Origin of the sequence: Vibrio sp. dhg (assembly GCF_003443775.1) — a bacterium.
Lineage (GTDB): Bacteria > Pseudomonadota > Gammaproteobacteria > Enterobacterales > Vibrionaceae > Vibrio > Vibrio natriegens.
Map to the genome: position 1 here is coordinate 177,824 of NZ_CP028943.1, position 26,607 is coordinate 204,430.

Genomic DNA, 26,607 nt, shown 5'->3' on the forward strand with positions numbered 1-26,607 from the left:
TTTAAACCATTAAAAAGTGTGAAATGATGAAAATATCTCCAGAGAGAATGACTCACCTAAAGCAGCTTGAAGCCGAGTCAATCCATATCATGCGCGAAGTTGCTGCGGAATTTGATAATCCAGTAATGCTTTACTCTGTAGGTAAAGATTCATCCGTAATGCTGCATTTAGCTAAAAAGGCTTTTGCACCAGGTATCCCGCCATTTCCACTGATGCACGTCGATACGACGTGGAAGTTTAAGGAAATGATTGAGTTTCGTGATTACATGGCAGAAAAATTGGGTATGAAGCTGATTGTCCATCAGAACCCGGAAGGGTTAGAGATGAACATCAACCCATTTGTTCACGGCAGCTCAAAACATACTGATATTATGAAAACTCAAGGCCTTAAACAAGCTTTAGATAAATACGGGTTTGATGCAGCATTCGGTGGCGCACGTCGTGATGAAGAGAAATCGCGTGCGAAAGAGCGAGTATATTCTTTTCGTGATGAACACCATCGCTGGGACCCAAAAAATCAGCGTCCGGAGCTTTGGAATATCTACAATGGTAAAGTTAACAAGGGAGAAAGCATTCGAGTATTCCCGCTGTCTAATTGGACTGAGTTAGATATCTGGCAATATATCTATCTAGAAAGTATTGAAATTCCGTCGCTATACCTGGCGAAGAAACGCCCTGTCGTAGAACGCGATGGTATGTTGATCATGGTAGATGATGATCGTATGGAAATAAAAGAAGGTGAAGTCGTAGAAGAAAAAATGGTGCGCTTCCGTACTCTTGGTTGTTACCCGCTAACTGGCGCTGTTGAATCAGAGGCAACGACGTTACCTGAAATTATTCAAGAAATGCTTCTCACAACGACTTCAGAGCGTCAAGGTCGCGCAATTGACCATGACAGTTCTGGATCTATGGAGAAGAAAAAGCGCGAAGGTTACTTCTAACTTGAAAGCTTTTTCAAAACAGCAGTAACAGAGAGTACATAAAGTGCCTTTTGAGCAGTGGGTCACCGGTGGGGCTCTTATTGTCCTCATTACATTGTTGGTTTGGGGGCGTATAAGAGCCGTTTACAGTTTTATTATTGTGACCGCAGCGTTGTACGTAACGGGCGTGATCGGCCAAAGCACAGTGCTGGGTAATGTGACGAACATATCGGTAATTACATTGATCATGCTTATGCTCTCGGCGCTTGTTTTAGAGCGGACGGCGATTCTTTTTTGGTTAGCGCCAAAAATAGCAGATGAGAACTATTATCGTACGTTATGTAAGCTCGGCCTAGCGAGCTCGTTAAGTTCTGCATTCCTTAACAATACCGCAGTGGTCGCAACGTTAATGGGGACGTTACTCAACAACCCATTCCATTCAGCTAAGAAGTTGCTTATCCCGCTGTCTTACTTCTCTATTTTAGGGGGGACACTCACTCTAGTCGGTACAGCAACAAATCTGGTGGTTAATGGATTAATACAAGAGGAGGAGTTACCTTCTCTTGCAATTTTTGACTTTTTACCCGTGGGCTTAGCACTACTGATTGGATGTGGTATCGCTATATTTGCTATCTCTCGCTGGTTACCTGATGGTGGAGTTCAAAAAACGCAGACTCACCAAGAGTATTTTATTGAAGCTGAATTAATAAAGGGCAGCTCTCTCGCTGGTAATTCCGTATTAAAAAATGGTCTTCGTTCTCTTAAGTCTCTCTTCTTAGTAGAAATCGTTCGTCAGGGAAGATTGATCTCTCCAGTTTCTCCTCATGAGAAAATGGAAGAGGGAGACAAGCTTATTTTTGTCGGTGACGTAAGAGAAGTCAGCCAACTGTCTAATATGAATGGTCTAGAACTTTTTAGCTCTGACGATTTCGACTTAGAAAAAAATCTTCAAGAAGTGTTAGTTAGCCCTGAATCCATAATGGTAGGGAAGACCATCAAGCAAGTGGAGTTTCGTTCTCGGTTTGATGCTGCAGTGGTAGCCATTTCGAGGCAAGGACAGGCAATATCGGGTAAGTTGGGTGAGTTAACTATTCTGGCTGGCGACAAACTGTTGCTGGCGACAGGCAGCGACTTTGATAAGAGGCCTAATCTCTCAAGAAACTTCTTTTTTCTTAGCAAGAGACAAGTTAATAAGCCTTTATCATTGCACCAAAACGTGTTCGGTATTATTGGCTTTATTACAGCTGTCGTTATTGCTAGCGCAACGCCACTCAGTTTGATTGAAACCTTGAGCGCTTATTTGTTGGGTTCGCTTACATTAGGGCTTATCGATGGTTCGGTATTAAGAAGACGCTTCCCATTCGAATTACTGGCTATTTTGGTGTGTGCGTTATCTATTGCGGCTGCGTTCAGTAAAAGTGGTTTATCTACTCAACTCGTTATGAGCACCAGCGCCATGCTTGAGTCAGTAAGCCACCACCATGCATTGCTGATGATCATATTGCTGACCATTTTGCTAACCGAAATTATGACAAATACGGCCGCCGCCGCGATTGTTTTACCTCTCGCTCTTAGTGTGTCATCTCATTTGCAAGTTGATTATATGCCTTTTGTCATGGCGGTAGCTTATGGGGCAAGCGCTTCATTTATCAGCCCATTTGGATACCAAACGAATTTAATGGTAATGAATGCTGGTGGTTATAAGTTTGTCGATTTTATCAAAGTGGGTTGGCTAATGACGCTAACTTATGTCGGGATTGCTTATACGCTTATTCCGATAATATTTCCTTTTTAGAACAGTGAATTGAATTAAGATGAGCTCTCCCTACGAAGTAAAAGACAATGAATCCGTGAGTAATGATGTCGTTTGGCATAATACGACGGTGACTCATGAAGATCGTATTCAATTAAAACAGCAAAAGCCGGTAGTGCTTTGGTTTACGGGGCTAAGCGGCTCAGGAAAGTCAACGGTTGCAAATGCGGTTGAAAGCAAGCTGCTGAGTTTAGGTAAACATAGCTATCTACTTGATGGCGACAATGTTCGTCATGGTTTGAATAAAGATCTTGGGTTTAGCGATAATGACCGTGTAGAAAATATCCGTCGCATAGGTGAGGTAGCAAAGCTATTTGTAGACTCGGGGGCGATAGTGCTCACCGCATTTATTTCTCCATTTATTGCTGATCGCGAGCAAGTACGCGACTTAATGGCAGAAGGCCAGTTTTTGGAAGTGTTTATTGATACGCCGCTTGAAGTATGTGAGCAACGCGATCCCAAAGACCTTTACAAAAAAGCTCGTGCAGGTGAAATCAAAAACTTTACTGGGATTGACTCCAAATATGAAGTGCCGCTCTCACCAGAAATTCATGTGAAAACCGCGGGCAAATCCGTCGAAGAATGTGCGGAGTTTGTCGTAGAACAACTGCTAGTGGAAGGGTACTTGGGTATTGAGGGAACAAAGTAAAGCATTATGAGTTATTGAAGGTTAATGCGCGGGTGTAGCTATCGTTTTAAAGCCAATTTGCTTAACTGTTTATGCTTCCTTGGTGTGGTTTGAGATTTGATGTTAAAGGGAGTTTATCTTCTATTTCTCACTCATCACCTAGGTAGTGGTCAACTTGGTTAAACTTATCCTAATTGACAAAGCTTGTACTGTTGATAACGAGTTGATTGGTTGATAAAGCTGTTTTCTCAAAGTAATGAACCTTTTGTCAAATAACAAATTTGGGACGGTTGATAAGTAGATATAGACCTGATGTATATTAATTTTAGCTAGAAAATCAAGATATAGTTGCATTGTTATTAAAAGGATGATTTGGAAATGAAACTCTTCTTGCATATTGGTACGGAAAAAACAGGTACAACGTCAATTCAAGAGTCTTTGTATCTTAACAAGGTTGAATTGATTAGTAGAGGCTTTTATTTCGTTCAAAGCGTTGGAATTAAAAATAATCGTGATCTTCCTCAAGTGTTTATAAATGTTAATAATAAAGATGATTACTTTATAAATAAAAAAATAAACACTAAAGCGGAAAGGGTTTTATATAAATAAAAGATATTGAAATCCTTCTCAGAAGAGATGGAAAATATTCCAGAAAATATAGAAAATGTTATTATTTCTAGTGAGCACTTTCAATCTAGACTAACAAAAATTAATGAGATAGAAGAACTTTATGACTTTTTGAAAATTTATTTTAAAGAGATAGTAATAATTTGTTATGTAAGGGAGCAATTTTCATATTTTTTGTCCAGTTACTCAACAAAAATGAAGTCTGGTAAGGTAATGGGAATTGATGAGTATTTTGAAAAATGCAATTCGTCTAACTTGTTTTTTAATCATTTTAATATGATAGAAAACTGGTCTTCTGTTTTTAATGAGGCTAAGTTTATAGTTAAAGACTTCAATAGAAGTAATCTTCTGGATGGAGATGTGGTGATGGACTTTTACTCTTTAATTAATATTGAAGAACCGTCATTATTTAAAAAATTAAATAACAAGTCAAATGAATCACTAAATAATAAAGGGCTCTATTTGGCTCTTTTGATTAATGTTTTGTTTAAATGCAGTAGCTTTCAAGTGAAAAACAAGTGGAGAGCATTTATACGGAGTCAATTGATTAATAAGTTAGTTATTATTCTTTTTAGTGGAAAAATAAAGGGCTATGATTATCTAAAACCATTGATAGAAGAAGAGTTCAAAGAAAGTAATCAATTATTGAAAGAAAAGTATTTTAAAGAGTAAATTTTATGTCACATAGTTCTGAATTAATCGCTACCGATATTGAAGCCTACCTAAAAGTCCATGAAAACAAGGATCTACTTCGCTTTCTTACTTGTGGTAACGTTGACGATGGTAAATCGACTCTGATTGGTCGTCTACTGTTTGATAGTAAGCTTATCTACGAAGACCAGATGGCGGCGATTGAAAAAGACTCGCAGAAGTTCAATACAACCGACGAAGCATTTGACCTGGCGCTTCTTGTAGATGGACTTCAGTCTGAGCGTGAGCAGGGCATCACAATAGACGTCGCTTACCGCTATTTCTCAACAGATAAACGTAAGTTCATCATTGCGGACACTCCTGGGCACGAACAGTACACTCGTAACATGGTTACAGGTGCTTCTACGTGTGATCTTGCGATTGTAATGGTTGATGCTCGCCATGGTATTCAAACACAAACTAAGCGTCATAGTTACATTTGTAGCCTGTTAGGTCTTAAGCACATCATTGTTGCTATAAACAAGATGGATTTGATGGAGTATAGCCAAGAGGTTTACCAAAAAATCAAAGCTGATTACCGTGAAATGGCAAAGAACTTCAATATTGACGATATCCGCTTTGTACCAATCTCAGCACTTAAAGGTGATAACGTAGTAACTCCGAGTGAAAACATGGATTGGTATCCAGGTGCGACATTGATGAAGTTACTGGAAACAGTAAAAGTTGACCAAGACAAAGATCTTGAGCACATGCGTTTCCCTGTTCAGTATGTAAATCGCCCTAACCTAGACTTTAGGGGGTTCTGTGGCACGCTTGCATCGGGTATTGTTCAAGTTGGCGACGAAGTGACAGCTTTACCGTCAGGTAAAACATCCCGTATTAAATCTGTTTTCACTCATGACGGCGAGTTAGAGACCGCTTATCCTGGCCAGGCAATTACCATTACTCTAGAAGACGAAATTGATGTATCTCGTGGAGATATGCTGGTTCATGTTGGCCACGAGCCAATTGTCACTAATAAAGTTGCAGCGCATGTAGTATGGATGGGTGAGAACCCGATGCGTACCCATAAAGAGTACATTTTCAAGTTCGCAACCAAATCATGCACAGGTAAAGTGACTGATATTGAGCATAAGATTGATGTAAATACGCTACAGCAGCATGCAGAAAATAGTGAAACACTGGATCTAAACGAAATTGCCTTATCTAGTATTTCATTAACGGATAAAATTGCCGTTGATACCTACAATACCCTCCCTCAAACCGGTGCATTTGTTGTTATTGACCGTCATACCAATGTAACAGTTGGCGCTGGTATGGTAAGCCAAATATCACAAAAATCAGGTGAACCTAGTCGCGTTTATTCTCAAGCTGAGAAAGAACTGAATGCCTATGTTCGCAAGCATTATCCTGAGTGGAACTGTGACGCTATTGAGTAACAATTTGAGTTTTATTCTATGTCACAACCAATAGTTAAGAAGTTCTTAGGTACAGCTGGGGTTCAAATCCTGGGGCGTGGTTTAACCGTTATTTTGGGTATCGTTCTTGCTCGGACTTTAGGACCGGAAGAATTTGGCCGCTATAGTTTTATTCTGTCGTTAATAGCAATAGCGGTAATACCTACCATAGCAGGCATGCCGCAGCTGTTAATCAGAGAGATCGCTAATGCGCAACTTGATAAACGATGGGGGGAGTTGAAAGGCATCCTAAATTGGGCAATGGGGTATATTGTAGCAGTCTCATTTGTTGTCATGCTATTGTTAGCTCTTGCTATAGAAGTAAAATGGATTCGCCCTGATATTGGCAATCTATTGTGGGTAGGTTTAATTCTAATTCCAATTCGAGGTGTTTTAGCGCGCCAAAATGCATTGCTGAACGGGTTACGTTTTCCAGTTTTGGCGCAATTACCTCAGGGAGTCTTAACTTCTTTCTTCGTATTAGTATTGGTTGGTTTTATACTACTTGTAGGTTTTCGTGTTGACGCATATTTTCTTCTTCAAATTCAGATTATTGCAAGTTTGATAGGCTTAATAATTAGCGCCTATTTCGTCAGTTCAAAAAAACCTAAAGAGATAAAGTCTATACCGGCAGAATACAATATAAAACAGTGGCATAAAACATTACTGCCATTTACATTATTAGCGGTTATTAGCACAATGAATAACGAGTTAGCTAGTGTCTTCTTAGGGTTCTTAGCTGATGAAGAGTCAGTGGCCTATTTTAAAGTTGCCATGCAAGGTGTCTCATTGCTTTCATTAGGCCTAGCTGCTATTAATACTGTCATAGGCCCTCAAATCGCTCGTTTTTACCGGCAAAACGATATTGAATCTACTCAAAAGATATTAACTAAAAGTGTACGTTTAAGTGTATTAACCTCAGTGCCATTTGCATTATTCTTGATTTTCTTTGGTGATAAGGTAGTTTCGTTTCTTTTCGGGAACGAGTATGTTTCAGCAGCACCTATTATCACTATATTGTGTGTCGGACAAATTATTAATGTAATGATGGGTTCTGTTGGACTTGTACTTCAAATGACAGGGAATGAGAGAGCTGCGTTGAAATACTTAATCATTAGTTTTTTTGTCACAGTTATACTATTGTCTATATTCGTGCCTTATTTTGGCTATATCGGAGCAGCATATTCTGTTGCTATTAGCATGGTTACTTGGAATATTCTTATGGGAATAAAAGTTTATAAGCAGTGTGGACTGCACACTTGGATAATGTAATTATTTAAGCTAGGTAAGAAATATCGATATTAAAATCAGCAAATAGTGTTTTATGATAAATGTTAACATTGCTCCTTTCATCTATATTCTAATTAAAAAGAAAAATTAAAACATATCGAATAATGGTATTTAAGCATGAACATGGTGTTAAAAAAATCTAGATTAGGTATAAATGTTCAATATGTTATTACGTTTTTCGTGATATTTTTGATCTTTACCCCTTATGGTAATGAAATTGAAAGTGGTACAACTGGAATTGGAATTCTTCATGATTTGTTAATTTTGTCGGCTATGATATTTGCTATATTGGCAAATAAGGCAAAATCAATATTCCCGAAAGAAATAGTAATTCATCTGCTTTTTTTTCTAATAGTGATTTTTTGTTGGATTGCTTATTTCGGGGTTGATAACATTACTGATGTACGCTCAGTATGTGTGAGTTTTGTTTTCTGTTTTCTATTTATATTCTCACTACCAAAAAAAATAGATTTAACGAAATGCATTGAACTTCTAATAAAAGTAAACTTGTTTTTAATATATGTTCAATTTTTTATTCTAATTGTTTTTAATAAGCATGTAGACCTGCATCAGATGCTTTATCCATGGTCACGAGATACATATTACCCAACATTTGCTGGGCTCGTAAGACTAACAGGAATTCATATGGAGCCTGGCGTATATGCTACGATTCTTACAGGCCTGAATGTTTTATTAGCTATTCATACATATAAACCGAAGCTAATGTATCTAACAATTATTAGCTTGCTATTGACTGTTTCGATATCCGGGATGATTTATGCTTTTATCTTATTGTTAATTGTACTGATTAAAAATAATAGCATGATCAAATACTTATTAACTTCCATTTCTTTGTCGATTATACTTACAGTTACCTATTTTTCTCCAATAGGAGAGTACGTTCAAGCTAGATCGAAAAGAATAGAAAGCAGTACAGACTATAGTGTTAGTTACAAACAAGAAAATATTAAGTATATCTTGGAAAGAGACATAGTTGATACACTAGTTGGGACGGGTTATAGAGCTAATGAATGTGAGAAATGTAATTACATAAATAGTAATGGTTTCTTGTTTGGCACATTTTTTTTTCATGGTGTTATAGGTGTAATGTTGATTTTTCTTCTTTACATATATACTTTCAAAATACCTATTTCTAAAGTTGGAATTTTATTCATTGCATTTGTTTCAATTCAAAGATATGATCTTGGTTATTATTTTATATGGGGACTTGGTATAATGAACTATATTTTGGTAAAAAATGAAAAGTAATAAACTGGTCTATTTGGTTTCTACAAACAGTAGAGACATATCGAGCTTGCTTAATAAAGTTTACGAGGAAATATCCACTAAAGAAAATATAGAATTTGTGATATCTATACAGTCTGATTTTTCTCTTGATTATAAATTTAATGTTGAAGGCTTAACTCTATTAAGATGTCATGGCGATGGTTTGAGTGCAAATAGAAACTTTGTATTGAGTTATTTTCAAGCTAACTATAAAAACTCTTATGGAATTATTACGGACGACGACGTGGATTTTAATCATAGTTTGACCTATGATTTAGTTAAAGAGTCATTCTCAAATAATTCAGCGGATATAATTACAGGTAAAATAAAAATTGACTCAAATAATGACTATAAAACTTATAGGAAAAATGGTCATCAACATAACCAGAGGAGTATAAATTCAGTTTCTTCAATTGAAATTATTGTAAAAAGTGATATTGATTTTCCGTTCTTTGACGAAGAGTTTGGGCTGGGTTCAAAATTCAAAATGGGCGAAGAGGCGATTTTTTTAGGTGATTGTTTAAAAAAAGGGCTGAGTGTTTTTTACTCTCCTATCAATTTATTTTATCATCCATACGAATCTACCGGAAAAAGTATCGATGAGAATTGGTATCTTGCAAAAGGAGCCTTTTATAAAAGACGTTATGGCTTTTTTTGGGGACTTTTCTTACTTGTAAGAGTAGCTTTTAAAATGAGGTCAAATATATCAACCTCTGGGTTTTCTAGTATGATTAAAGGGTTTTGTAGTTAAATGTTAAGAAAGGTAGTCCTTAAACAGTTATTAAGTTCTTTTTTTAAAAAAAACAGTGTTTATAACATTTATGACAAAAAAGAAATTATTTATATACATGTACCAAAAGTTGCGGGGACAAGTATTTGTGATGCGTTATATGGTGAGGACCCATGGCACTTCTCTGCGGAAGAGTTAAAACTAATTAATGCTAAAAAATTTAAATCCTATAATAAGGTTGTATTTGTAAGAAATCCAATAGAAAGGCTTATATCTACCTATCTATATTCTAAAAAGCATATTGAAGAAAATCCAAATACGTCTATAAGTTTTATGAAAAACTGTCTTTCTTTTGATGACTTCATTGAAAAATACTTAAATCAAGATTTAGTTGATCATCATTATTTTTTCTGGACTCAAGATAAATATGCTGGAGAAGATGTAGACTTTATAGGAAAATTTGAAAACTTGCCAGATGACTTTGATCGTCTATCAGAAAAATATAGCATTAAGGCTGTATTGCCTCATAAAAATAAAAGCCAATTTAAAGAAAGCAAGTTAGGTATTAAAAAAAGTAACTTTAAAAAAATTATCGAGCTGTATAAGATTGATTTTCAAAGGTTTGATTATGATGTTCATTCGGACAAGATTTATTTTTTTGATTCTAGTGAATAAGAATAAAGTAATGCAATTTTTATAAATTCTCATTCTGCAGCTTAAAGATATACCTTTAACTTTTTCGTTTCTGGTTAAACCGCACCGACAATAATGTTTTGATTTTTATGATAAATTATAGGCTATAATTGAAATGTACTCAGTAGTTATTACGACAAAAGATAGATTAGATTACTTATTCAGGTGCGTTAAAAGTATATCAGAATCTACTTGCCTTCCATATGATGTGATCATCGTCAATGATGGTGGAGAAGAAGTAGATTCTGGAAAATTTTCTTCTTTTGATTTAAATATTAAAATAATAAACAACATGAAATCAAGAGGTGCTAATTATTGTCGTAACCTTGGTGTTGCTAATTCAGAAAAAGAGATAGTTTTTTTTCTAGATGATGATGATGCAGTTGAACCTGATTCATTTGAAAGTAGAATGAATGTTTTTGAATTATCACCTGAAATTGGCCTAGTATATACTGGTATTAAAATTGTAAAAAGTAATGATTTAGATTCTATTAAACGAATAGTAAAGCCTGTAGACTCAATTAACTATACATATGATTTGTTTTTAAAGGGGAATGTTATTGGCTCAACTTCTAGAGTAGGTGTCAAGAAGGCATACTTCAATATGGTTAAAGGGTTTGATGAGTCGTTAACATGCCTGCAAGATTACGATTTATGGATAAGTATGGCTTCAGTTTGTAAATTTGCGCATGATAACCAATCTGGCGTATTATATACAATACATGACAATGGTAATCAGATTAGCTCTAAATACAAAAACTATTTATTGTCTGGTACCTATCTTTTCGATAAGCATGTAAAGTCGAAAAATAACAAAGTGTTAAGCGACGCTTTTTTTTCTAACGTTTATACAAGAGTTTCGCTCTCTGCTGCATCAACTTCATTTTATTTGCAAGCATACTATGCTTTTAAATCCTTTTTTATAAAGCCTAATTTAAAGTCGTTTATACTAATGTTATGTCCTAAATTTATATTGAAAAAGGTTTATCCATTCGCATGAGTAATAATGTATTTTTGTTAATGCTTCATAAAGATAGCGAACATGTCCGTTGTTTGATTAATTTACTATCTTCAAATTCTGATGTTTTTATTCATGTTGATAAAAAGTGTGATAAAGCATTAGATGCTTTAATGAATTGGTGCAAAATAAACGACTTTAAATACAATGTTATCTTTATTAAAGAGCGAATCCCTGTATATTGGGCTCATTCATCTCAATTACTTGCAACGTTAAATCTTATTAAGGAAGCAAGAAAGTTCAATAGCTATGATTACTTTACATTTTTAAGTGGTGAATGCTTCCCAATCCGTCGTTTGGAAGAATATGATGACTTTTTAAGAAAAAGCAATGAAACCAACTTTCTTGCGTACTCGGATGCGTCTAAATTTCATAAGCGTATTACGATGCATCATTGGGGGATGAAAATTGGATTATATAAAAGTAGTGTATTAGTGAGGAAGCTATTTTTTGTGAGTTCGTTATTTACTAATTTGATAGTTAAACGTCAAGGACCTCTACAAAAAATGAAATTTTATAAAGGTTCGTCATGGTTTACTCTACATAGGAACTTTATTGATCATGTAATAAAAAGCTCTAACAACACAGAGTTAATGAGAAGTATTGAATATACGAGTTGTGTTGATGAGATTTTTTTTCATACATTGCTTAAGAACTCAAGTTATAAAGACAAGTTGTTAGAGAATAACCTCAGGTTTATACGTTGGTCGAACAAATCGAATAGTCCAAGAAGGTTAAATATCAGTGATTTAGACTGTTTTGGAACAGCGTTTTTTGCCAGAAAACTTGATGTGTGTGATGGATCAGAGCTAAGTAATAAAATATTGAGCATACACAAGTAATAGTTTTCACCTGATTAGGTTGAGCTGTTTACCACCTTAACTATCGTAAGGCAGTGCGATAAATGTGGCTAAGAATGAATGCAGGTACAATTCGAGTAAGTGCCCTAGCAAAAAAGTACAACGCGACTTTAGGGCCTTTAGCTAAGTTCAACTGGTACATAATACGCCCCATCGCTAACTCACTCATTGCATATGGTAGGCCACGACGTCTCTCTAGCATGCCATTACCAACCCTAGCACTTACTAAGGACTCTTGTATGTTACTTATTTTGTAACCTTTGGCCTGTAGGCGTAACCACAAGTTATAATCTTCCATATATAGGTGATGCTTATAACCACCAACTTCTATTACTGCATGTTTTCTAAATATTGTTGCCATGTGATTCAATGGGTTTCTTCTTAAGCTGTACTCAAGAATATTTTCTCCACAGGGAGCTTTTTTTATTCTACAAGGTTTATTTGGGTCACTTTCAAATTCATTTACATTCGAGCTGATAGCATAGATTTGAGGGTTCAGATCCATATAGCGAACTTGTTTCTCAAATCTGTCAATATGATTAACATCATCTGTGTCAACACGAGCAACTAAATCGTGGCAACAAGCCTCAAGGCCTATATTTAGCGCTTTACCTAGTCCAACGTTTTTTTCGAGAATAATTTCTTTAAAAGGAAGCTTAGTTTTCCAACGAGCAATTACATCATATAAGCTATCGGTAAGTGGACCATCATGCACAATAACGATCTCATCCGCTTTTAAACTTTGGTGCGATAGACTCTCAAAGCATAGCTCTAGATAACTAGGATCTTCTTTATGGTATAACGAGCACAAAACTGAAAAACTGGAAGTCATATTACCTACCCATCCCAAACAAAACTGTTTTTACTGTAAGAAATAGAATCTTTATTTCCATCTTCCAGTTCTGATGTTTGATGTAAAAAACGTCGTATTTATGCTTCCAAACGGCATCCTCAATAGACGCTCCGTAAGGGTATTTTACTTGAGCAAGACCTGTTACTCCGGGTTTAACCGCGTGACGGAAACGGTAGTATGGAATCTCCTTTTCTAATTCAGAGATGAATACTTCGCGCTCTGGACGAGGACCTACCATAGACATCTCGCCTTTCAATACGTTTATTAGCTGAGGAAGCTCGTCAATTCGAGTTTTACGAATAAAGTTGCCGACTTTCGTTACACGAGCGTCATTCTTAGTCGCCCATTGGGCACCATTCTTTTCTGCATCGTTGCGCATCGAGCGAAACTTAATAACTTCAAACTCTTCATTGTATTGACCAGTACGGCGTTGCTTAAAGAAAACAGGCCCTGGTGATTCTAATTTAATGAGTAATGCTGTAATTAGACCTATAGGAATAGCAATCCAAGCAAGCATGAATACAAATAAGAGATCGATTGCTCGTTTTTGCCAACTGTTCTTACGGTTAGAAAGGATAGAAAAAGCTTTTTGGTGTAAGAAATAGCCGCTATGTAAGAGCTCTGTTTCCGTATAACCTAGGGATGAATCCAAGTAGCTGACTAGAGGTTCAACCCACGCCCCGAGTTCTGTTGCTGCAACTAAGAATGCCTGCTGCTCTTGAGTTAAATGTGAGCTTTTGAAGTGACAAAGCGTCTTACTTTTAAAGTCCCTGATAGTGTAATTGTTTACTTGAGCATTTAATTCTGGGTGTCGTTTTAAGACCCTAGCGATCTTTTCCTCATCTGGTTTAGGGCAGTAGATGTAAATACATGATTCCAGATGCTTAGAGGTTGTACTCGAAAAATTAGCATTTGCTTCGATAGAATCGCTCGCTGGTAACTCCAACGCATCTCTTTTCTGAATTGTATCGCTGATCGTATCGGTCATATTAATAATTATTTATTAGTTGGTTAGCCAAGCTTAGTAACGTAAACAACAAATTATAGTTTATTTATTGTAGTAATTGTACTTCATATCAACTCTGTTTTAATCGTTTAAGGCACACTTTTCAACCTTAAAATAGAACTTCTTTTCTAAAGTTTTTGAGTCGATATCCATCCTACAACAACTTATGGTTCACATCATCGACTCAACACAATAAATCTTAGAGTAGATGAAGGAGAGGCAATAGCAAGACAAGCCGGCTAATCAGCTGCACAAAATCAAATTTAAATACAAATGATAGGAATTAATCGCAATTGAAATAATTTATCAGTTAAAAAGTTTAATCTGGGTAGACTAAATATGGTTTGGATAGTGGTCGATATCATCGGAGGTGGCTCCTAAGTACCTTACCCATATACAAATACCTAAATACCAATTTCTATCTCATTTTAAGAGTGGAACTAGGATCTACATTTCTATACGAGTTAGAAAAGGTGTTGTGATCTTGAGCTGAATATGGATAATGTTTGCGCTTGAAAACTATAAGAAATAGGCGCTATTTTTCAGCGTCTTAAAAACAGAAACGTCAGTAAAACTCAAACCCAACTTTGATATTGGTGGTGAGTTTAGCGCTATGTGGTTTGCGTACAGCCAATGGGCGGTAGCGTCTCAAGAAGTTTACATGCTGAATATTTACACATGGAACCCGTGTAAACAAGCTTGACCCTAGTGTTTTTACATTATTTTGAAAAATATCAATTAATGTAAATTCTTGGTAAAATTTTCGATGAGAACTAATGCAAACTACCTCCTTCATTTAAACCCCATTACTTATGGCTCGTCTTGAAGACTCTTTTCGATGAGCTTCAAAAAATTAGATGGCTCTCAGCCGTGCCTTTACTTAACTATAGCTGATGTTGGTGTATTTTCTGTAAGATCACCTACTGATACTCTTCAACTCTTGATGATTGGCTTACATGGAACTGAAATCAAAATTATTGCTAGTGATGCTAGCTCCCACCTTGTTAGTCGGCTGTACCTTGCCCGGCTCGCATCTGTCTCCAAACGGTGAAAACGTTGTAACTCTTATTGAGGATAATCAGAAGGCTGACATTTCCGAAGTCGTTAATCTGCATACTCTCAATGCTAAAACAGTCGCTACCTACGGTGGAATGACCAACTTTTCTTCTAAAGCCAACTCTGAGCTTGATCAACAGATTGCCCAATATGAATATCGAGTAGGGGCGGGTGACATCCTTAACGTGACGATCTGGGACCACCCAGAGCTAACCATTCCTGCGGGTTCTTACCGAAGCGCTTCAGAGGCTGGTAACTGGGTACATGCTGATGGCACCATCTTCTATCCGTATATTGGCGTAGTTAAAGTGGTAGGAAAGACAGTACGCGAGATTCGTGCTGATATTGCTGCTCGCCTAGCGAAGTATATTGAAAGCCCTCAAGTAGATGTTAACGTCGCGGCGTTTCGCTCTAAAAAAGCTTATGTGACAGGTGAAGTCGGCCAGCCGGGTCAACAAGCTATTACCAATATCCCACTAACGATATTAGATGCAGTGAACCGCGCTGGCGGTCTAGCAGAAAACGCTGACTGGCGAAACGTCACTTTAACTCGAAACGGCGAAGAGCAACCAATTTCTCTTTATGCCTTAATGCAGCGAGGTGATTTAACCCAAAACCGTTTGCTAGAAGCCGGTGATATTATTCATGTCCCACGTAATGATGGGCAAAAAGTCTTTGTTATGGGCGAAGTAAATAGCCCTAAGCTACTGAAAATTGATCGAGCTGGAATGAGTTTGACCGAGGCATTGAGTAGTGTCGGAGGTATCGACCAGCTTTCAGCAGACGCTACAGGTGTGTTTGTGATACGCACTTCCGACAACAAGTCAGAGCGTATGGCCGATATTTACCAGTTAAACATTCAAGATGCATCCGCGCTTGTGGTAGGTACTGAATTTAATCTCAAGCCTTATGATGTGGTTTACGTGACTGCTGCGCCAATTACACGCTGGAACCGCGTTGTCACTCAGCTTATCCCAACAATCTCTGGCTTTAATGAGCTGACAGAAGGGGTGTTACGAGTTCGAAATTGGCCATAGAGCAAAAGTGGTACCAGGTCCCACCCGACTTGGTACCGGATTATTCTAGACCTTTTTTCACGATAGGCGTGATTCATGTTTAACAAGATCTTAGTCGTGTGTGTTGGGAATATTTGTCGTTCTCCAACAGGCGAGGCGATTCTCAAAAAACTATTACCGAATAAAACGGTAGATTCTTCCGGCATTGCCGCCCAAAAGAGTGGCTTAGTTGGTAAACCAGCAGACTCTATGGCCCAGCAAGTTGCTGCTAAGCATGGTGTGGATTTAACAGACCATCAGGCTAAGCAACTCACCTCGGAGTTGTGTGCTCAGTATGATCTCATTCTTGTAATGGAAAAAGCGCATAAAGAAGCGTTGACCGAGATTGCGCCAGAAGCCCGAGGTAAAACGATGCTATTTGGTCAGTGGATTGGGCAAATTGATATCCCAGACCCTTATCGTCAGAGCAGAGAGGCATTTGATCACGCTTACAAGCTTATCGAAGAATCTGCTCACTCTTGGTCGGCAAAGTTGAAATAATACTTACCTCTCCGAATTAAACCCTTAAGGTTATCTACCCAATTGTTCCACCAGGAGCGATTGTTTAAAAATAAGAATTAGCATCGATTATGACAACACCACAACAAAGACCCTCTGCTGAAGCCGCTTCCGACGTAGTGGATTTAGGTAAGCTGTTTGGCATCTTATTAGACGCGAAATGGACCATCTTAGTCACCACCTTTTTATTCGCAGTCGGAGGGGTAGCTGTCGCTCTCCTATCTACGCCCGTTTATAAAGCAGACTCACTACTACAAATTGAGTCTAAAAATTCAGGCGGAATTGGCTCATTGGTTGGAGACATGGGTGAACTCTTCGCCCAAGAGTCTTCTGCCACGACAGAAATAGAGATCATCAAATCACGTATGATCTTAGGCGATACGGTTGATAAGTTTAACTTAACCACAGTGGTTACGCCTGATTACTTTCCTGTTATAGGTAAAGGCTTGGCGCGTATGTCGGGTCAAGTTAACCAGGTTGCGGTCAGCCGTTATGTGACGCCTGACTTTGCAATGGGCTTAAAACATCACTTACTGTTGATAGACGCTGAAAAGCAAACTTATCAGTTAATTCGTGAAGATGATCAGGTGGTCTTGGAAGGAGAAGCTGGCAAGTTGGCTAAGAACAATGGTTATGTGCTGTTTGTCACTTCAATCCAAGCTAATAGTGGTCAAGAATTTAACATCGCTAAGCGTAGCCGTTTAGATGCGATTGAGTGGCTAAAGCAAAACCTTTCGATTAGTGAGCGTGGTAAGCAGACTGGAATACTGCAACTAAGTTTTACGGGTGAAAACCGTGTCCAAATCACCGACATCCTGAATCATATTAGTCAAACTTACTTCCTACAAAATGTAGAGAGACAATCAGCAGAAGCCGAAAAAAGCTTGGTTTTTCTAAAAGAGCGTTTACCTGATATCAAGAACAGTTTAACGACTGCAGAAGATTCGCTGAATCAATTTCGTCAGGCCAATGAATCTATAGATTTAGGCCTGGAAGCTCAGTCGACGCTGAAAGTGATGGTTGAGCTTGAAGCTCAGTTAAACGAACTAACCTTCAAAGAGAGCGAGATTAGCCAGCGCTTTACTAAAGATCACCCAGCGTACAAATCTTTATTGGATAAGCGAGTAACGTTGCTAAGTGAAAAAGAGCGCTTAAACCAGCAAATTCAAAAGTTACCAAAAACTCAACGCGAAGTACTGCGCATGACGCGTGATGTTGAAGTAAACCAACAAATTTACATTCAGCTGCTCAATAAAGTTCAGGAGCTAAGCATTATAAAAGCGGGTACAGTGGGCAATGTACGTATTCTTGATAACGCGCAAGCTTATGCTAAACCTGTGAAACCGAAAAAACCGCTAATTGTTGTGTTAGCGATTTTAGTGGGTGGGATGCTGAGTGTTGCATTTGTACTCGTTAAGGCTGCACTCCATAAAGGTGTGGAATCACCGGATGAGATCGAAGCTATCGGTTTGGCGGTATACGCTAGTGTCCCAAAATCAGTGTTGCAACTTGATATAGCCAATAAAGCTAAACGTAAAAAGCAAATCAAAGACCAGTCATTACTAGCAGAAATTAATCCGGCTGATCTTTCTATTGAAGCACTACGCGGGCTACGCACCAGCCTCCACTTTGCAATGATGGAAGCCAAAAACAACGTATTAATGATCTCTGGTCCAGCGCCAGGTATTGGTAAGTCGTTTATTTCAACTAACTTTGCTGCAGTGACAGCAAAAACTGGTCAAAAAGTATTGCTGATTGATGCGGATATGCGTAAGGGTCACTTACAACACTCGTTAGGAGTGAGTGCGGAAAATGGCTTATCGGATCTATTAAGCGGCAAAATTGATACCAACTTAGCAGTCAAATCTACCACATTTGAGAACTTGGACGTTATTACTCGTGGTCAAATACCGCCAAACCCTTCAGAGTTATTAATGCACCCTCGTCTTAAAGAACTAGTTGAATGGGCGAGCCAAAACTATGACTTGGTGATCTTCGATACTCCACCAGTGTTAGCCGTAACAGACCCAAGTATTGTCGGTGCTTTTGCGGGTACGACCCTAATGGTGGCCCGTTTCGGTCAAAACACAGCAAAAGAAATAGATGTCGCTCGAAATCGCTTCGAGCAATCAGGCATTGAGGTGAAAGGTGTTATCTTTAACGCAATCGAGAAAAAAGCTTCAAGCTCTTATGGCTATGGATATTACAACTATGAATATTCAAGTAACAAAGCTTAATAGATTGAACTGCATTTAAGATGAAAAAGAAGGCCTATTGGGGCAGGGTAGCCAAAATAGGCCAAATCAAGTAATTACAGGCGGTTAGTGAAAGCTGACTGTCTCAAAATGAATAAAAACTGTCTCAAGCTCATCCGAAGTCTGAGATGAAATGTAGAAAAACTTCACGATTTAAAGTGAAGAATTTTACAGACTCTTCTCTAAAAAACGCTTCTATTTAACACAATGGGCATGCGGCAATAAACACAGATAACAAAAATCAATAAGAAAAATGCTGGCTGCAATCGTTGGGTTTGATAACGCCAGTACGCTTTCTGTACGTGTCTCGTGTTGAACAATATAAACCATTATATGTCCCTTACGTCTAGGGGGATTTAGGTTGTCTAGGAAAATAATATGAAATACTTAGTAACAGGCGCTGCTGGATTCATTGGCAGTGCGGTTGTCGAGCGCCTGACAGAAATGGGTCACGATGTCGTTGGTATCGATAACATTAACGACTATTATGACGTTAACTTAAAGTACGCTCGGTTAGAGCGAATCGAACACCCTCTATTTAAGTTTATCAAACTGGATATTGCTGACCGCGTGGCGATCCCAGAGCTATTTGCCAGTGAGCAATTTGATCGAGTTATCCACTTAGCCGCGCAGGCTGGTGTACGCTACTCCCTGGATAATCCGCTTGCTTATGCAGATAGCAATTTAGTGGGACACCTAAATATCTTAGAAGGTTGTCGCCACAATAAAGTGAAACACCTCGTTTATGCTTCCTCCAGTTCTGTTTATGGTCTAAATGGAAAGGTGCCTTTCAGTACCGATGATTCTGTCGACCATCCTATCTCTCTATATGCTGCGACCAAAAAATCTAACGAGTTGATGGCGCACACCTATTCCCACCTTTACGACATTCCTACAACCGGATTACGTTTCTTTACTGTTTACGGTCCATGGGGGCGTCCGGACATGGCGCTGCTCAAGTTCACCCATAAAATCGTGAAAGGTGAAACCATCGATATTTATAACAATGGCGATATGCGTCGTGATTTCACTTATATCGATGACATCGTGGAAGGCATCATCCGAATTCAGAATGTTACTCCTCAAAAGAACAGTAATTGGACTGTTGAAGATGGTTCCCCGGCAACTAGCTCTGCACCCTACCGTGTTTACAATATAGGCAATGGTCAACCAGTGAAACTGATGGATTATATTCATGCATTAGAAGAGTCTTTAGGAATTGAAGCGAAAAAGAACTTTATGCCGATGCAACCTGGTGATGTATATCAGACCTATGCGGATACCACGGCTTTGTTTGAGGAAACAGGGTATCAACCTGAGGTAGATATTCGCGAAGGGGTTGCTGAGTTTGTTAAGTGGTACAAAGCTTTTTATTAAGATGAGGTTCGGTGGTGGTTTTATTTATTCATACTATGAAAAATAGTGTACCTGATTTTTACATATGAGGGCACTAGAATTTATTAAAAGTAAATAAAATTAACGCATTAAATTTGATTGATGTGATATGCCTCTCCCGAAATAGATAAAACTGTCTTGGAACGGTTTTTCAGTGAGATATAAATGAGTATTAGTTCATCGGAAAATATTACATGTGTAACAAGCATATTGCTCTAATTACGGCAAGAGGTGGCTCTAAAGGGCTGCCGAGAAAAAACATACTCCCGGTTAATGGTAGTCCACTCATTGGATGGACAATTCAAGCTGCCCTTAATTCTTCTCTAATTAAGCGTGTATTTGTTTCGACGGATGATGATGAAATTGCAGCAGTTAGTTTAGAGTTTGGTGCTGAAATAATTCCGCGTCCAGACGAATTAGCATCAGATACAGCAAGCAGTATTGATGTGGTGGAACATGCTATTGAATGGTTAGAGGGGAATAATATCCCCTGCAATTGTATGACATTGTTGCAACCAACATCACCGCTACGAACAACAAATCATATAGAAGAAGCACTAAATCTTTTTCAAATAAAGAATGCTCACTGTGTTATCAGCGTTTTCGAACCCTCCCATACCCCGATTAAGTCCTATATAGAACGTGAGGATGGAGCAATTGAAGGATTATACAGTGATGAAGCGCCGTACATGAGAAGACAAGACTTACCTCGTGCATTTCAACCAAATGGCGCAATCTATGTCTTTTCTGTAGAAGAATTTAAACGTAACAACCACTTCCCACGAACCAATGTATTCCCATACGTGATGTCAATATCGGATTCTATTGATGTAGATACGATTGAAGACTTAAAAGTGGTGGAGCAAAGATTGAAGGAACTTAAGTAATGACAAATCCGGTATTTGAGATTTCTGGACGTAAGATTGGTCTAGATTATGACCCACTGGTTATCGCCGAAATTGGGATCAACCACGAAGGCTCTTTGAAAGTGGCATTTGAGATGGTAGATGCTGCTATTGAAGGTGGTGCACAAGTGATTAAGCACCAGACACATATTGTTGATGATGAAATGAGCGGTGAGGCAAAAAGTGTTGTTCCAGGCAATGCTAATGTGTCTATTTACGAAATTATGAAGCGCTGCGCTCTTAATGAAGAAGATGAAACTAAGTTGAAAGAGTATGTGGAATCAAAAGGTGCGATTTTCATTAGTACCCCATTTTCACGTTCTGCAGCATATCGTCTTGAGCGTATGAATGTTCCTGCTTACAAAATTGGTTCAGGTGAGTGCAACAACTATCCATTACTTGATCTCATCGCAAGTTTTGGTAAACCGATTATCTTGAGTACTGGGATGAATTCTATCCCTTCAATTGAAAAGGCAGTAAATATTTTTCGCAAACACAAAACCTCATTTTGTTTACTGCATACTACCAACTTATACCCAACTCCAGATAATCTAATTCGGATAGGTGCGATGGAGCAACTTCAAGAGGCTTTCCCTGATGCTGTAGTGGGGCTTTCTGACCATAGTATTGATAACTTGGCTTGTTTAGGCGCAGTGGCGGCAGGTGCTTCAGTTCTTGAGCGTCACTTCACAGACAGTAAAGATCGTCCAGGTCCAGATATTGTTTGTTCTATGGATGCAAAGGATTGTGCAGAGTTGATTGCTCAGTCTAAGCGTATGGCACAAATGCGTGGAGGTAAGAAAGAAGCGGCAAAAGAAGAGCAAGTGACAATTGACTTTGCTTACGCAAGTGTCGTGACTATTGCTGAAATCAAAGAAGGAGAAGAGTTCACGCGTGACAACCTGTGGGTAAAACGTCCGGGCACAGGAGACTTTTTAGCGGAAGATTATGAGTCGCTTCTAGGGAAAGTAGCGACACGAGCAATTCCTGAAGATATTCAATTGAAGAAAGAATACGTTAACTAAATAAAAATGAAGAAGATATTATTTTTAACAGGCACTCGTGCTGACTTTGGAAAGTTGAAGAGCCTTATTCAAAAAGTCGAAGAGCACTCAGAGCTTGAAGCACATATTTTTATTACTGGAATGCATATGATTGCAAAGTACGGTATGACTGCTAACGAAGTAGAAAAGGCAGGCTTTAAATCACTTTACAAGTACATTAACCAGAATGGCCATGATTCGATGGATATTGTCTTGTCTAAAACAATTCAAGGCCTTTCAGATTACGTAAAAGAACTTCAACCCGACATGATTGTTGTTCACGGTGACCGCGTAGAGTCTATGGCAGGTGCAATAGTAGGAGCGCTAAATAATATACTAGTTGCTCATATTGAAGGCGGTGAAGTTTCTGGGACCATTGATGAACTTATTCGACATTCGGTATCGAAGATGTCCCATCTACATTTTGTCTCTAATGAAACGGCTAAATCTCGACTACTTCAGTTAGGCGAGTCTGATTCAAGTATTTTTGTAATTGGTTCTCCTGACTTGGACATCATGACCTCCCCAGACTTACCAACACTTGATGCTGCTAAAGATCGATATGCAATACCTTATGATGATTACTCGGTGTTTATGTATCATCCTGTGACTACAGAAGTTGATAAGCTGCAACAGAATATATCAAATACTGTTGATGCTCTTCTAAAAAGTAATGAGAACTTTATCGTCATTTATCCTAATAATGATCACGGTTCAGAGATAATCATTAATGAATTAAGCCGCCTTAAAGATAATAAGTGCTTTAAAATATTCCCAAGCATCCGGTTTGAGTATTTTTTGACTTTACTTAAAAATGCTAACTTTATGATAGGCAACTCCAGCGCTGGGGTCCGTGAAGTCCCATTTTATGGTAAACCATCGATAAACCTAGGCTCTAGACAAGATAATCGTTCAAATGCTAAATCGATTTTCAACATAGCTGAAGATTCAAAGAAAATATTAGAGACGATATCAATAGTGAAAAATATCTCTTTTGATGTAGAAAGAGAATTTGGTTTTGGGGATAGTGATGATCTTTTTATTCATGCTTTAGAGAAAAAAGATCTTTGGACAGTCTCAAAACAGAAAAAATTTATTGATCTATAAATAAATATAGAATTAAATATTTGCTTAGCCCCTTTTTTATATAAAGATTTTATTTCTTATGCTGGTTATCAACTAGTTATTGTTAAATTAAAAGTATAAGTACTATTATAATATTTACATAAATTAGGGGCTTGAGTCATCCCCAAATATTAATTCTCCTATTAAATTTAAAATAGAAATAGTCATGGGTATTTAAGCCTAATTATGTAGTAAGTCTTGATTATGGACTCATTTTATAATCATTAATTTAAGAGTGATTATAAAAAATCATGAGATTATAGCTCAGATGTTAACCTATATTAATTTTAGAAGTTATATTTTATAATTAGATTATTATTCACAACATTTAGCTCCTTTCTAGCCGATTAACATTATCTGTTAAAAGTTTGACGTTATGTTGGTCATTCTATATTCAATTATTGTAGCTTGTGAAAGATATATAGATTGTTCTCAAGCCCATTTATAGTTTATTTATTATATGAGTGTCGGTGTAATACACTGTAATCGACGACGTCTATAAGACTCGATCCTCCGACTTCGATTAGTAAATTATTGTAGGATGAGTGATGCTAGTAAGTTGGCTGACAATATGTACTATCGATAGAAAAATGGGCTGACAAGAATGCCCCGAATTGATAACTGCATTTTCCACTAACAATCGAGTAGTACACGTACAAATAAAGACAATAAGTAAATTGAATGAGATCACTGTAATATCAAGACGGGTTTATCTATTAGAGATAAATAGTTCTCCTATTTTAAATTGGTGCTATAGGGTATAAAAATAAATAATACTTAGATTAAATTTTCTGTGGCCAAAAAACTAAAATTTTCCAATAAGTGATGTTTTCGTTATTCATATGGTACTAACGGACACTAAATTAAACAATGGATAGAGTAAAATAAGAGGGACTGAAATCTATTACCAAGGTTGTTATACTTGTTAATATAGATAACTAATACAATTATGAACATATTGATATATATAAATAACTTAAAAGGTACGGGTGGCCCAAGGGTTATGCTAAATCTCGCCAGGGGATTTGTAAATCGAGGACACAAGGTCACCATAATTGTCGATGATTTAAACTCTATGGCATATGATATCCCAAATCAAATTGAAGTTTTAAAAATTGAAAATGGTAGAATATTAAAATTAAATTCTAAGAATGAAGGTTTTACAGAGAAAAAAACTGGGATAAAAAATAAACTTCGAAAAAATAAGATCTTAACCAAGGTATATGGATATTTAAGGCGAAAGATTCTAGATGTTAATAACTATATAAAGTTTGATAAGAAAGAGTTTGAAAGTAACATTAAGCAACTCTCTCCAAATGTTATTATAAATAATAATGTGATAAATAAACATTATTACCATGATGTTTTTGAATCTGTTTGCCCTTCTATTATATGCCTTCACTCGGCACCAAAATACCTATTTAATTCAAGGGGTGTTTCGTTAAGAAAAGCAGAGAAACTATTTAAAAATAGACATTGTGTTGCTGTGTCAAAAGAATCTGCAACAGAGTTAAAAGATATGTTTCCAAGTGTTAAAAGCTCGTCTAGTATTTATAATATCATAAGTAAGGAGTCAATATTAGACGAGGCAAATATAATATTAAATCGAGAAGTACCAAAAAAATATATTATATATGTAGGTACGATATGTGAAAGAAAAAGAGTTGACAGAATTGTGATGTCGTTGACTCATCTTGATGAGTCGGTGTCTTTAGTTATCTGTGGAGAAGGACCGTTAAAAGATCAGATAAAGACACTAGTTGAGAGCCTCCATCTTGAAAGCCGGGTTTATTTCTTTGGTTTTATTAGGTCACCATTTTATCTCATCAAAAATGCAGAATGCTTGGTTTTATCAAGTGACTCTGAAGGGTTACCAACTGTTTTGATTGAGTCATTAATGTTAAATACACCAGTAGTGTCAACTGACTGTAAGACCGGACCCAAAGAAATAATGACAGGAAGTATGAGGCAGTTTTTAGTAGACATGCAAAATGAAAAAGAGATTCCCCGTATAATTGCAGAAAAAATAGTGGCGGCCTCAAGCTTAACCGGTTTGGATTATAATAACTTCTATGCCCCTTTCACCCAGAAAGTGGTTGTGTCAGATTGGTTGGATAAATTTAAAGAAATTGGTGTTTGATTAATGAATGTCTGTATTTTAACTACCTCATTGAGAAAGAAAAGTGGGCCAAATAATGTTATATACAACTTGGTCAAGGAGTGGTTTAGCTTAGGTTGTGAAGTTACGATTATTTCAGTTAAACCATTTTCTAAAGAAGAGTCTGAACGATTTAAAGACCTGTCATCATTGTATTCGTTAGAGTTAGAAAATAAAGCATCACTCATATCAGCCATTAAAAAATATATCCGTTTAATAGAAAGGTTTAATTTCGATATTATAAATTCTCATGGACTTATACCTGATATAATAAATAAGCTTTCTTCTAATAAGGATACACCTCCAGTTATCAGTACTCTTCATAATCATCCTAAAAAAGACTATGCATTTAACTATGGTTGGTTTCAAGGCAGTATTATGGCCTTTATACACAAAGTAGTTCTTTCAAATGAAAACGTTATTACAGTGTCTAAGGAAGGAGCGGACTATCTATCTAGCAAAGCAACATTTATTCCCAATGGAGTATTGAGTCTAAATTATAATAAAGTTTATAGTTCCTGTTCTAAAAAAACGAAACTAGTATTTTGTGGACATATGAACAGCCGAAAAGATCCTAAAACCTTCTTGGATGCTTGTAAAATCCTAATTAGGAGTGGAATGGATTTAGAAGTCAAAATCCTTGGTGATGGTGATTTAAGGCAGGAACTGCAGAATTTATACCCTGAATTTGAGTTTTTTGGTTTTGTTAAACATTCAGATGTAATAAACCATTATCTAGATGCTGATATTTTTGTTATGTCTTCTAAGGCTGAAGGTATGCCAATGGCTATGCTTGAAGCATTGAGTGTTGGTTTACCTGTCGTAGTTTCAAACATACCATCCCTTAGTTATCTTATTGATAATTATAACATAGGGAGATCTTTTGGGGTCGGTAATGCAAGCGAATGCGCAGAAGCAATTAAATATGTTGTAGAACACTATGAACTTTATGAACCAAAAAATGAATTCGATAGGCACTTTTCTAGTGAAATAATGGCAAAGCGATACCTAGACTATTTTTCTAATTTATTAGATGTAAAGTAAGTTTTCAGGATATCAGCCGATCAAGAAGCAAAGAAAAAGCATGTGTTATATATATGCATGTCATGTTTAGCTTTGAACACCATCACTATTGGACTTAAGAAAGTAAACGTAATTTAAATCAATCAAGTTAAATATCCGTATCTAATAATGTAGTCATTTCTAATTTATTAAAGACTATTGATAAAAAACTAAGGCTGAGGTTAAGTTACAGATATTAGG

The 26,607-nt window shown here is 37.1% G+C and carries 23 protein-coding genes; 21 read left to right on the plus strand and 2 right to left on the minus strand.

The features are described from left to right. Positions 1-32 precede the first annotated feature (32 nt). From cysD to DBX26_RS00885, 12 genes are all read left to right on the plus strand, one after another. Complete coding sequence (gene cysD, locus DBX26_RS00830) at positions 33-941, plus strand: sulfate adenylyltransferase subunit CysD (protein WP_118119727.1); 909 nt, start codon at positions 33-35, stop codon at positions 939-941. A gap of 43 nt (positions 942-984) precedes the next feature. Then, positions 985-2,715, plus strand: coding sequence for an SLC13 family permease (locus DBX26_RS00835; RefSeq protein WP_118117499.1), 1,731 nt, complete (start codon positions 985-987; stop codon positions 2,713-2,715). Between the two features lie 19 nt (positions 2,716-2,734). Continuing rightward, positions 2,735-3,382 (plus strand): adenylyl-sulfate kinase, encoded by a 648-nt coding sequence (gene cysC / locus DBX26_RS00840; protein ID WP_118117501.1) that lies wholly within the window; start codon positions 2,735-2,737, stop codon positions 3,380-3,382. Between the two features lie 357 nt (positions 3,383-3,739). Continuing rightward, on the plus strand, positions 3,740-3,970 hold the full coding sequence (locus DBX26_RS00845; RefSeq protein WP_118117503.1) for a hypothetical protein: 231 nt from the start codon (positions 3,740-3,742) through the stop codon (positions 3,968-3,970). A 27-nt stretch (positions 3,971-3,997) separates the two neighbouring features. Further along, on the plus strand, positions 3,998-4,660 hold the full coding sequence (locus DBX26_RS00850) for a hypothetical protein (RefSeq protein WP_118117505.1): 663 nt from the start codon (positions 3,998-4,000) through the stop codon (positions 4,658-4,660). Positions 4,661-4,665: 5 nt separating this feature from the next. Continuing rightward, complete coding sequence (cysN, locus tag DBX26_RS00855) at positions 4,666-6,078, plus strand: sulfate adenylyltransferase subunit CysN (RefSeq protein WP_118117507.1); 1,413 nt, start codon at positions 4,666-4,668, stop codon at positions 6,076-6,078. Between the two features lie 18 nt (positions 6,079-6,096). Further along, positions 6,097-7,368: a flippase gene (locus tag DBX26_RS00860; RefSeq protein WP_118117509.1), complete on the plus strand. Its 1,272-nt coding sequence runs from the start codon at positions 6,097-6,099 to the stop codon at positions 7,366-7,368. A gap of 135 nt (positions 7,369-7,503) precedes the next feature. Further along, complete coding sequence (locus DBX26_RS00865) at positions 7,504-8,655, plus strand: hypothetical protein (RefSeq protein WP_118117511.1); 1,152 nt, start codon at positions 7,504-7,506, stop codon at positions 8,653-8,655. Then, positions 8,645-9,424 carry a hypothetical protein gene (locus DBX26_RS00870; RefSeq protein ID WP_118117513.1) on the plus strand — a complete coding sequence of 260 codons (780 nt, stop codon included), beginning with the start codon at positions 8,645-8,647 and terminating at the stop codon, positions 9,422-9,424. The genes DBX26_RS00865 and DBX26_RS00870 overlap by 11 nt, the downstream gene beginning before the upstream one ends. Beyond that, positions 9,425-10,078 (plus strand): sulfotransferase family 2 domain-containing protein, encoded by a 654-nt coding sequence (locus DBX26_RS00875; protein ID WP_118117515.1) that lies wholly within the window; start codon positions 9,425-9,427, stop codon positions 10,076-10,078. A gap of 133 nt (positions 10,079-10,211) precedes the next feature. Next, complete coding sequence (locus tag DBX26_RS00880; RefSeq protein ID WP_118117517.1) at positions 10,212-11,096, plus strand: glycosyltransferase family A protein; 885 nt, start codon at positions 10,212-10,214, stop codon at positions 11,094-11,096. Then, the gene (locus DBX26_RS00885) at positions 11,093-11,956 is read left to right on the plus strand and encodes a beta-1,6-N-acetylglucosaminyltransferase (protein WP_118117518.1); all 864 of its coding nucleotides are present in this window, start codon (positions 11,093-11,095) and stop codon (positions 11,954-11,956) included. Before DBX26_RS00880 ends, DBX26_RS00885 begins: the two co-directional genes overlap by 4 nt. Before the next feature lie 40 nt (positions 11,957-11,996). Here the strand turns inward: DBX26_RS00885 and DBX26_RS00890 are convergent, their stop codons facing one another. Together DBX26_RS00890 and DBX26_RS00895 are read right to left on the minus strand one after the other, a co-directional pair. Continuing rightward, positions 11,997-12,806, minus strand: a complete 810-nt coding sequence (locus tag DBX26_RS00890; RefSeq protein WP_118117520.1) for a glycosyltransferase — start codon at positions 12,804-12,806, stop codon at positions 11,997-11,999. Between the two features lies 1 nt (position 12,807). Then, positions 12,808-13,815 carry a sugar transferase gene (locus DBX26_RS00895; RefSeq protein ID WP_118117522.1) on the minus strand — a complete coding sequence of 336 codons (1,008 nt, stop codon included), beginning with the start codon at positions 13,813-13,815 and terminating at the stop codon, positions 12,808-12,810. 974 nt (positions 13,816-14,789) lie between these two features. Here DBX26_RS00895 and DBX26_RS00900 point away from each other — a divergent pair. The 9 genes from DBX26_RS00900 (at position 14,790) to DBX26_RS00940 (ending at position 26,388) form a co-directional block, all read left to right on the plus strand. After that, the gene (locus DBX26_RS00900; protein WP_118117524.1) at positions 14,790-15,926 is read left to right on the plus strand and encodes a polysaccharide export protein; all 1,137 of its coding nucleotides are present in this window, start codon (positions 14,790-14,792) and stop codon (positions 15,924-15,926) included. 75 nt (positions 15,927-16,001) lie between these two features. Beyond that, positions 16,002-16,445, plus strand: a complete 444-nt coding sequence (locus DBX26_RS00905) for a low molecular weight protein-tyrosine-phosphatase (RefSeq protein ID WP_118117526.1) — start codon at positions 16,002-16,004, stop codon at positions 16,443-16,445. 89 nt (positions 16,446-16,534) lie between these two features. Then, a complete protein-coding gene (locus DBX26_RS00910; RefSeq protein ID WP_118117528.1) occupies positions 16,535-18,700 on the plus strand; it encodes a polysaccharide biosynthesis tyrosine autokinase in 2,166 nt (721 codons plus the stop codon). Between the two features lie 396 nt (positions 18,701-19,096). Next, positions 19,097-20,095, plus strand: coding sequence for an NAD-dependent epimerase (locus tag DBX26_RS00915; protein ID WP_118117530.1), 999 nt, complete (start codon positions 19,097-19,099; stop codon positions 20,093-20,095). 212 nt (positions 20,096-20,307) lie between these two features. Beyond that, positions 20,308-21,000 (plus strand): acylneuraminate cytidylyltransferase family protein, encoded by a 693-nt coding sequence (locus tag DBX26_RS00920; protein WP_118117532.1) that lies wholly within the window; start codon positions 20,308-20,310, stop codon positions 20,998-21,000. Further along, positions 21,000-22,043 carry an N-acetylneuraminate synthase family protein gene (locus DBX26_RS00925; protein WP_118117534.1) on the plus strand — a complete coding sequence of 348 codons (1,044 nt, stop codon included), beginning with the start codon at positions 21,000-21,002 and terminating at the stop codon, positions 22,041-22,043. Before DBX26_RS00920 ends, DBX26_RS00925 begins: the two co-directional genes overlap by 1 nt. Before the next feature lie 6 nt (positions 22,044-22,049). Beyond that, positions 22,050-23,168 (plus strand): UDP-N-acetylglucosamine 2-epimerase, encoded by a 1,119-nt coding sequence (gene neuC, locus DBX26_RS00930; RefSeq protein ID WP_118117536.1) that lies wholly within the window; start codon positions 22,050-22,052, stop codon positions 23,166-23,168. 1,093 nt (positions 23,169-24,261) lie between these two features. Beyond that, positions 24,262-25,326, plus strand: coding sequence for a glycosyltransferase (locus tag DBX26_RS00935; RefSeq protein WP_162889650.1), 1,065 nt, complete (start codon positions 24,262-24,264; stop codon positions 25,324-25,326). 3 nt (positions 25,327-25,329) lie between these two features. Continuing rightward, positions 25,330-26,388: a glycosyltransferase family 4 protein gene (locus DBX26_RS00940; protein WP_118117540.1), complete on the plus strand. Its 1,059-nt coding sequence runs from the start codon at positions 25,330-25,332 to the stop codon at positions 26,386-26,388. The last annotated feature ends 219 nt before the right edge of the window (positions 26,389-26,607 follow it).

Coding starts and splice junctions, on each gene's coding strand:
- cysC (WP_118117501.1), top strand. CDS start 2,735: ATGAGCTCTCCCTACGAAGTAAAAGACAATGAATCCGTGAGTAATGAT.
- DBX26_RS00845 (WP_118117503.1), top strand. CDS start 3,740: ATGAAACTCTTCTTGCATATTGGTACGGAAAAAACAGGTACAACGTCA.
- DBX26_RS00850 (WP_118117505.1), top strand. CDS start 3,998: ATGGAAAATATTCCAGAAAATATAGAAAATGTTATTATTTCTAGTGAG.
- cysN (WP_118117507.1), top strand. CDS start 4,666: ATGTCACATAGTTCTGAATTAATCGCTACCGATATTGAAGCCTACCTA.
- DBX26_RS00860 (WP_118117509.1), top strand. CDS start 6,097: ATGTCACAACCAATAGTTAAGAAGTTCTTAGGTACAGCTGGGGTTCAA.
- DBX26_RS00865 (WP_118117511.1), top strand. CDS start 7,504: ATGAACATGGTGTTAAAAAAATCTAGATTAGGTATAAATGTTCAATAT.
- DBX26_RS00870 (WP_118117513.1), top strand. CDS start 8,645: ATGAAAAGTAATAAACTGGTCTATTTGGTTTCTACAAACAGTAGAGAC.
- DBX26_RS00875 (WP_118117515.1), top strand. CDS start 9,425: ATGTTAAGAAAGGTAGTCCTTAAACAGTTATTAAGTTCTTTTTTTAAA.
- DBX26_RS00880 (WP_118117517.1), top strand. CDS start 10,212: ATGTACTCAGTAGTTATTACGACAAAAGATAGATTAGATTACTTATTC.
- DBX26_RS00885 (WP_118117518.1), top strand. CDS start 11,093: ATGAGTAATAATGTATTTTTGTTAATGCTTCATAAAGATAGCGAACAT.
- DBX26_RS00890 (WP_118117520.1), bottom strand. CDS start 12,806: ATGACTTCCAGTTTTTCAGTTTTGTGCTCGTTATACCATAAAGAAGAT.
- DBX26_RS00895 (WP_118117522.1), bottom strand. CDS start 13,815: ATGACCGATACGATCAGCGATACAATTCAGAAAAGAGATGCGTTGGAG.
- DBX26_RS00900 (WP_118117524.1), top strand. CDS start 14,790: ATGGAACTGAAATCAAAATTATTGCTAGTGATGCTAGCTCCCACCTTG.
- DBX26_RS00905 (WP_118117526.1), top strand. CDS start 16,002: ATGTTTAACAAGATCTTAGTCGTGTGTGTTGGGAATATTTGTCGTTCT.
- DBX26_RS00910 (WP_118117528.1), top strand. CDS start 16,535: ATGACAACACCACAACAAAGACCCTCTGCTGAAGCCGCTTCCGACGTA.
- DBX26_RS00915 (WP_118117530.1), top strand. CDS start 19,097: ATGAAATACTTAGTAACAGGCGCTGCTGGATTCATTGGCAGTGCGGTT.
- DBX26_RS00920 (WP_118117532.1), top strand. CDS start 20,308: ATGTGTAACAAGCATATTGCTCTAATTACGGCAAGAGGTGGCTCTAAA.
- DBX26_RS00925 (WP_118117534.1), top strand. CDS start 21,000: ATGACAAATCCGGTATTTGAGATTTCTGGACGTAAGATTGGTCTAGAT.
- neuC (WP_118117536.1), top strand. CDS start 22,050: ATGAAGAAGATATTATTTTTAACAGGCACTCGTGCTGACTTTGGAAAG.
- DBX26_RS00935 (WP_162889650.1), top strand. CDS start 24,262: ATGGCATATGATATCCCAAATCAAATTGAAGTTTTAAAAATTGAAAAT.
- DBX26_RS00940 (WP_118117540.1), top strand. CDS start 25,330: ATGAATGTCTGTATTTTAACTACCTCATTGAGAAAGAAAAGTGGGCCA.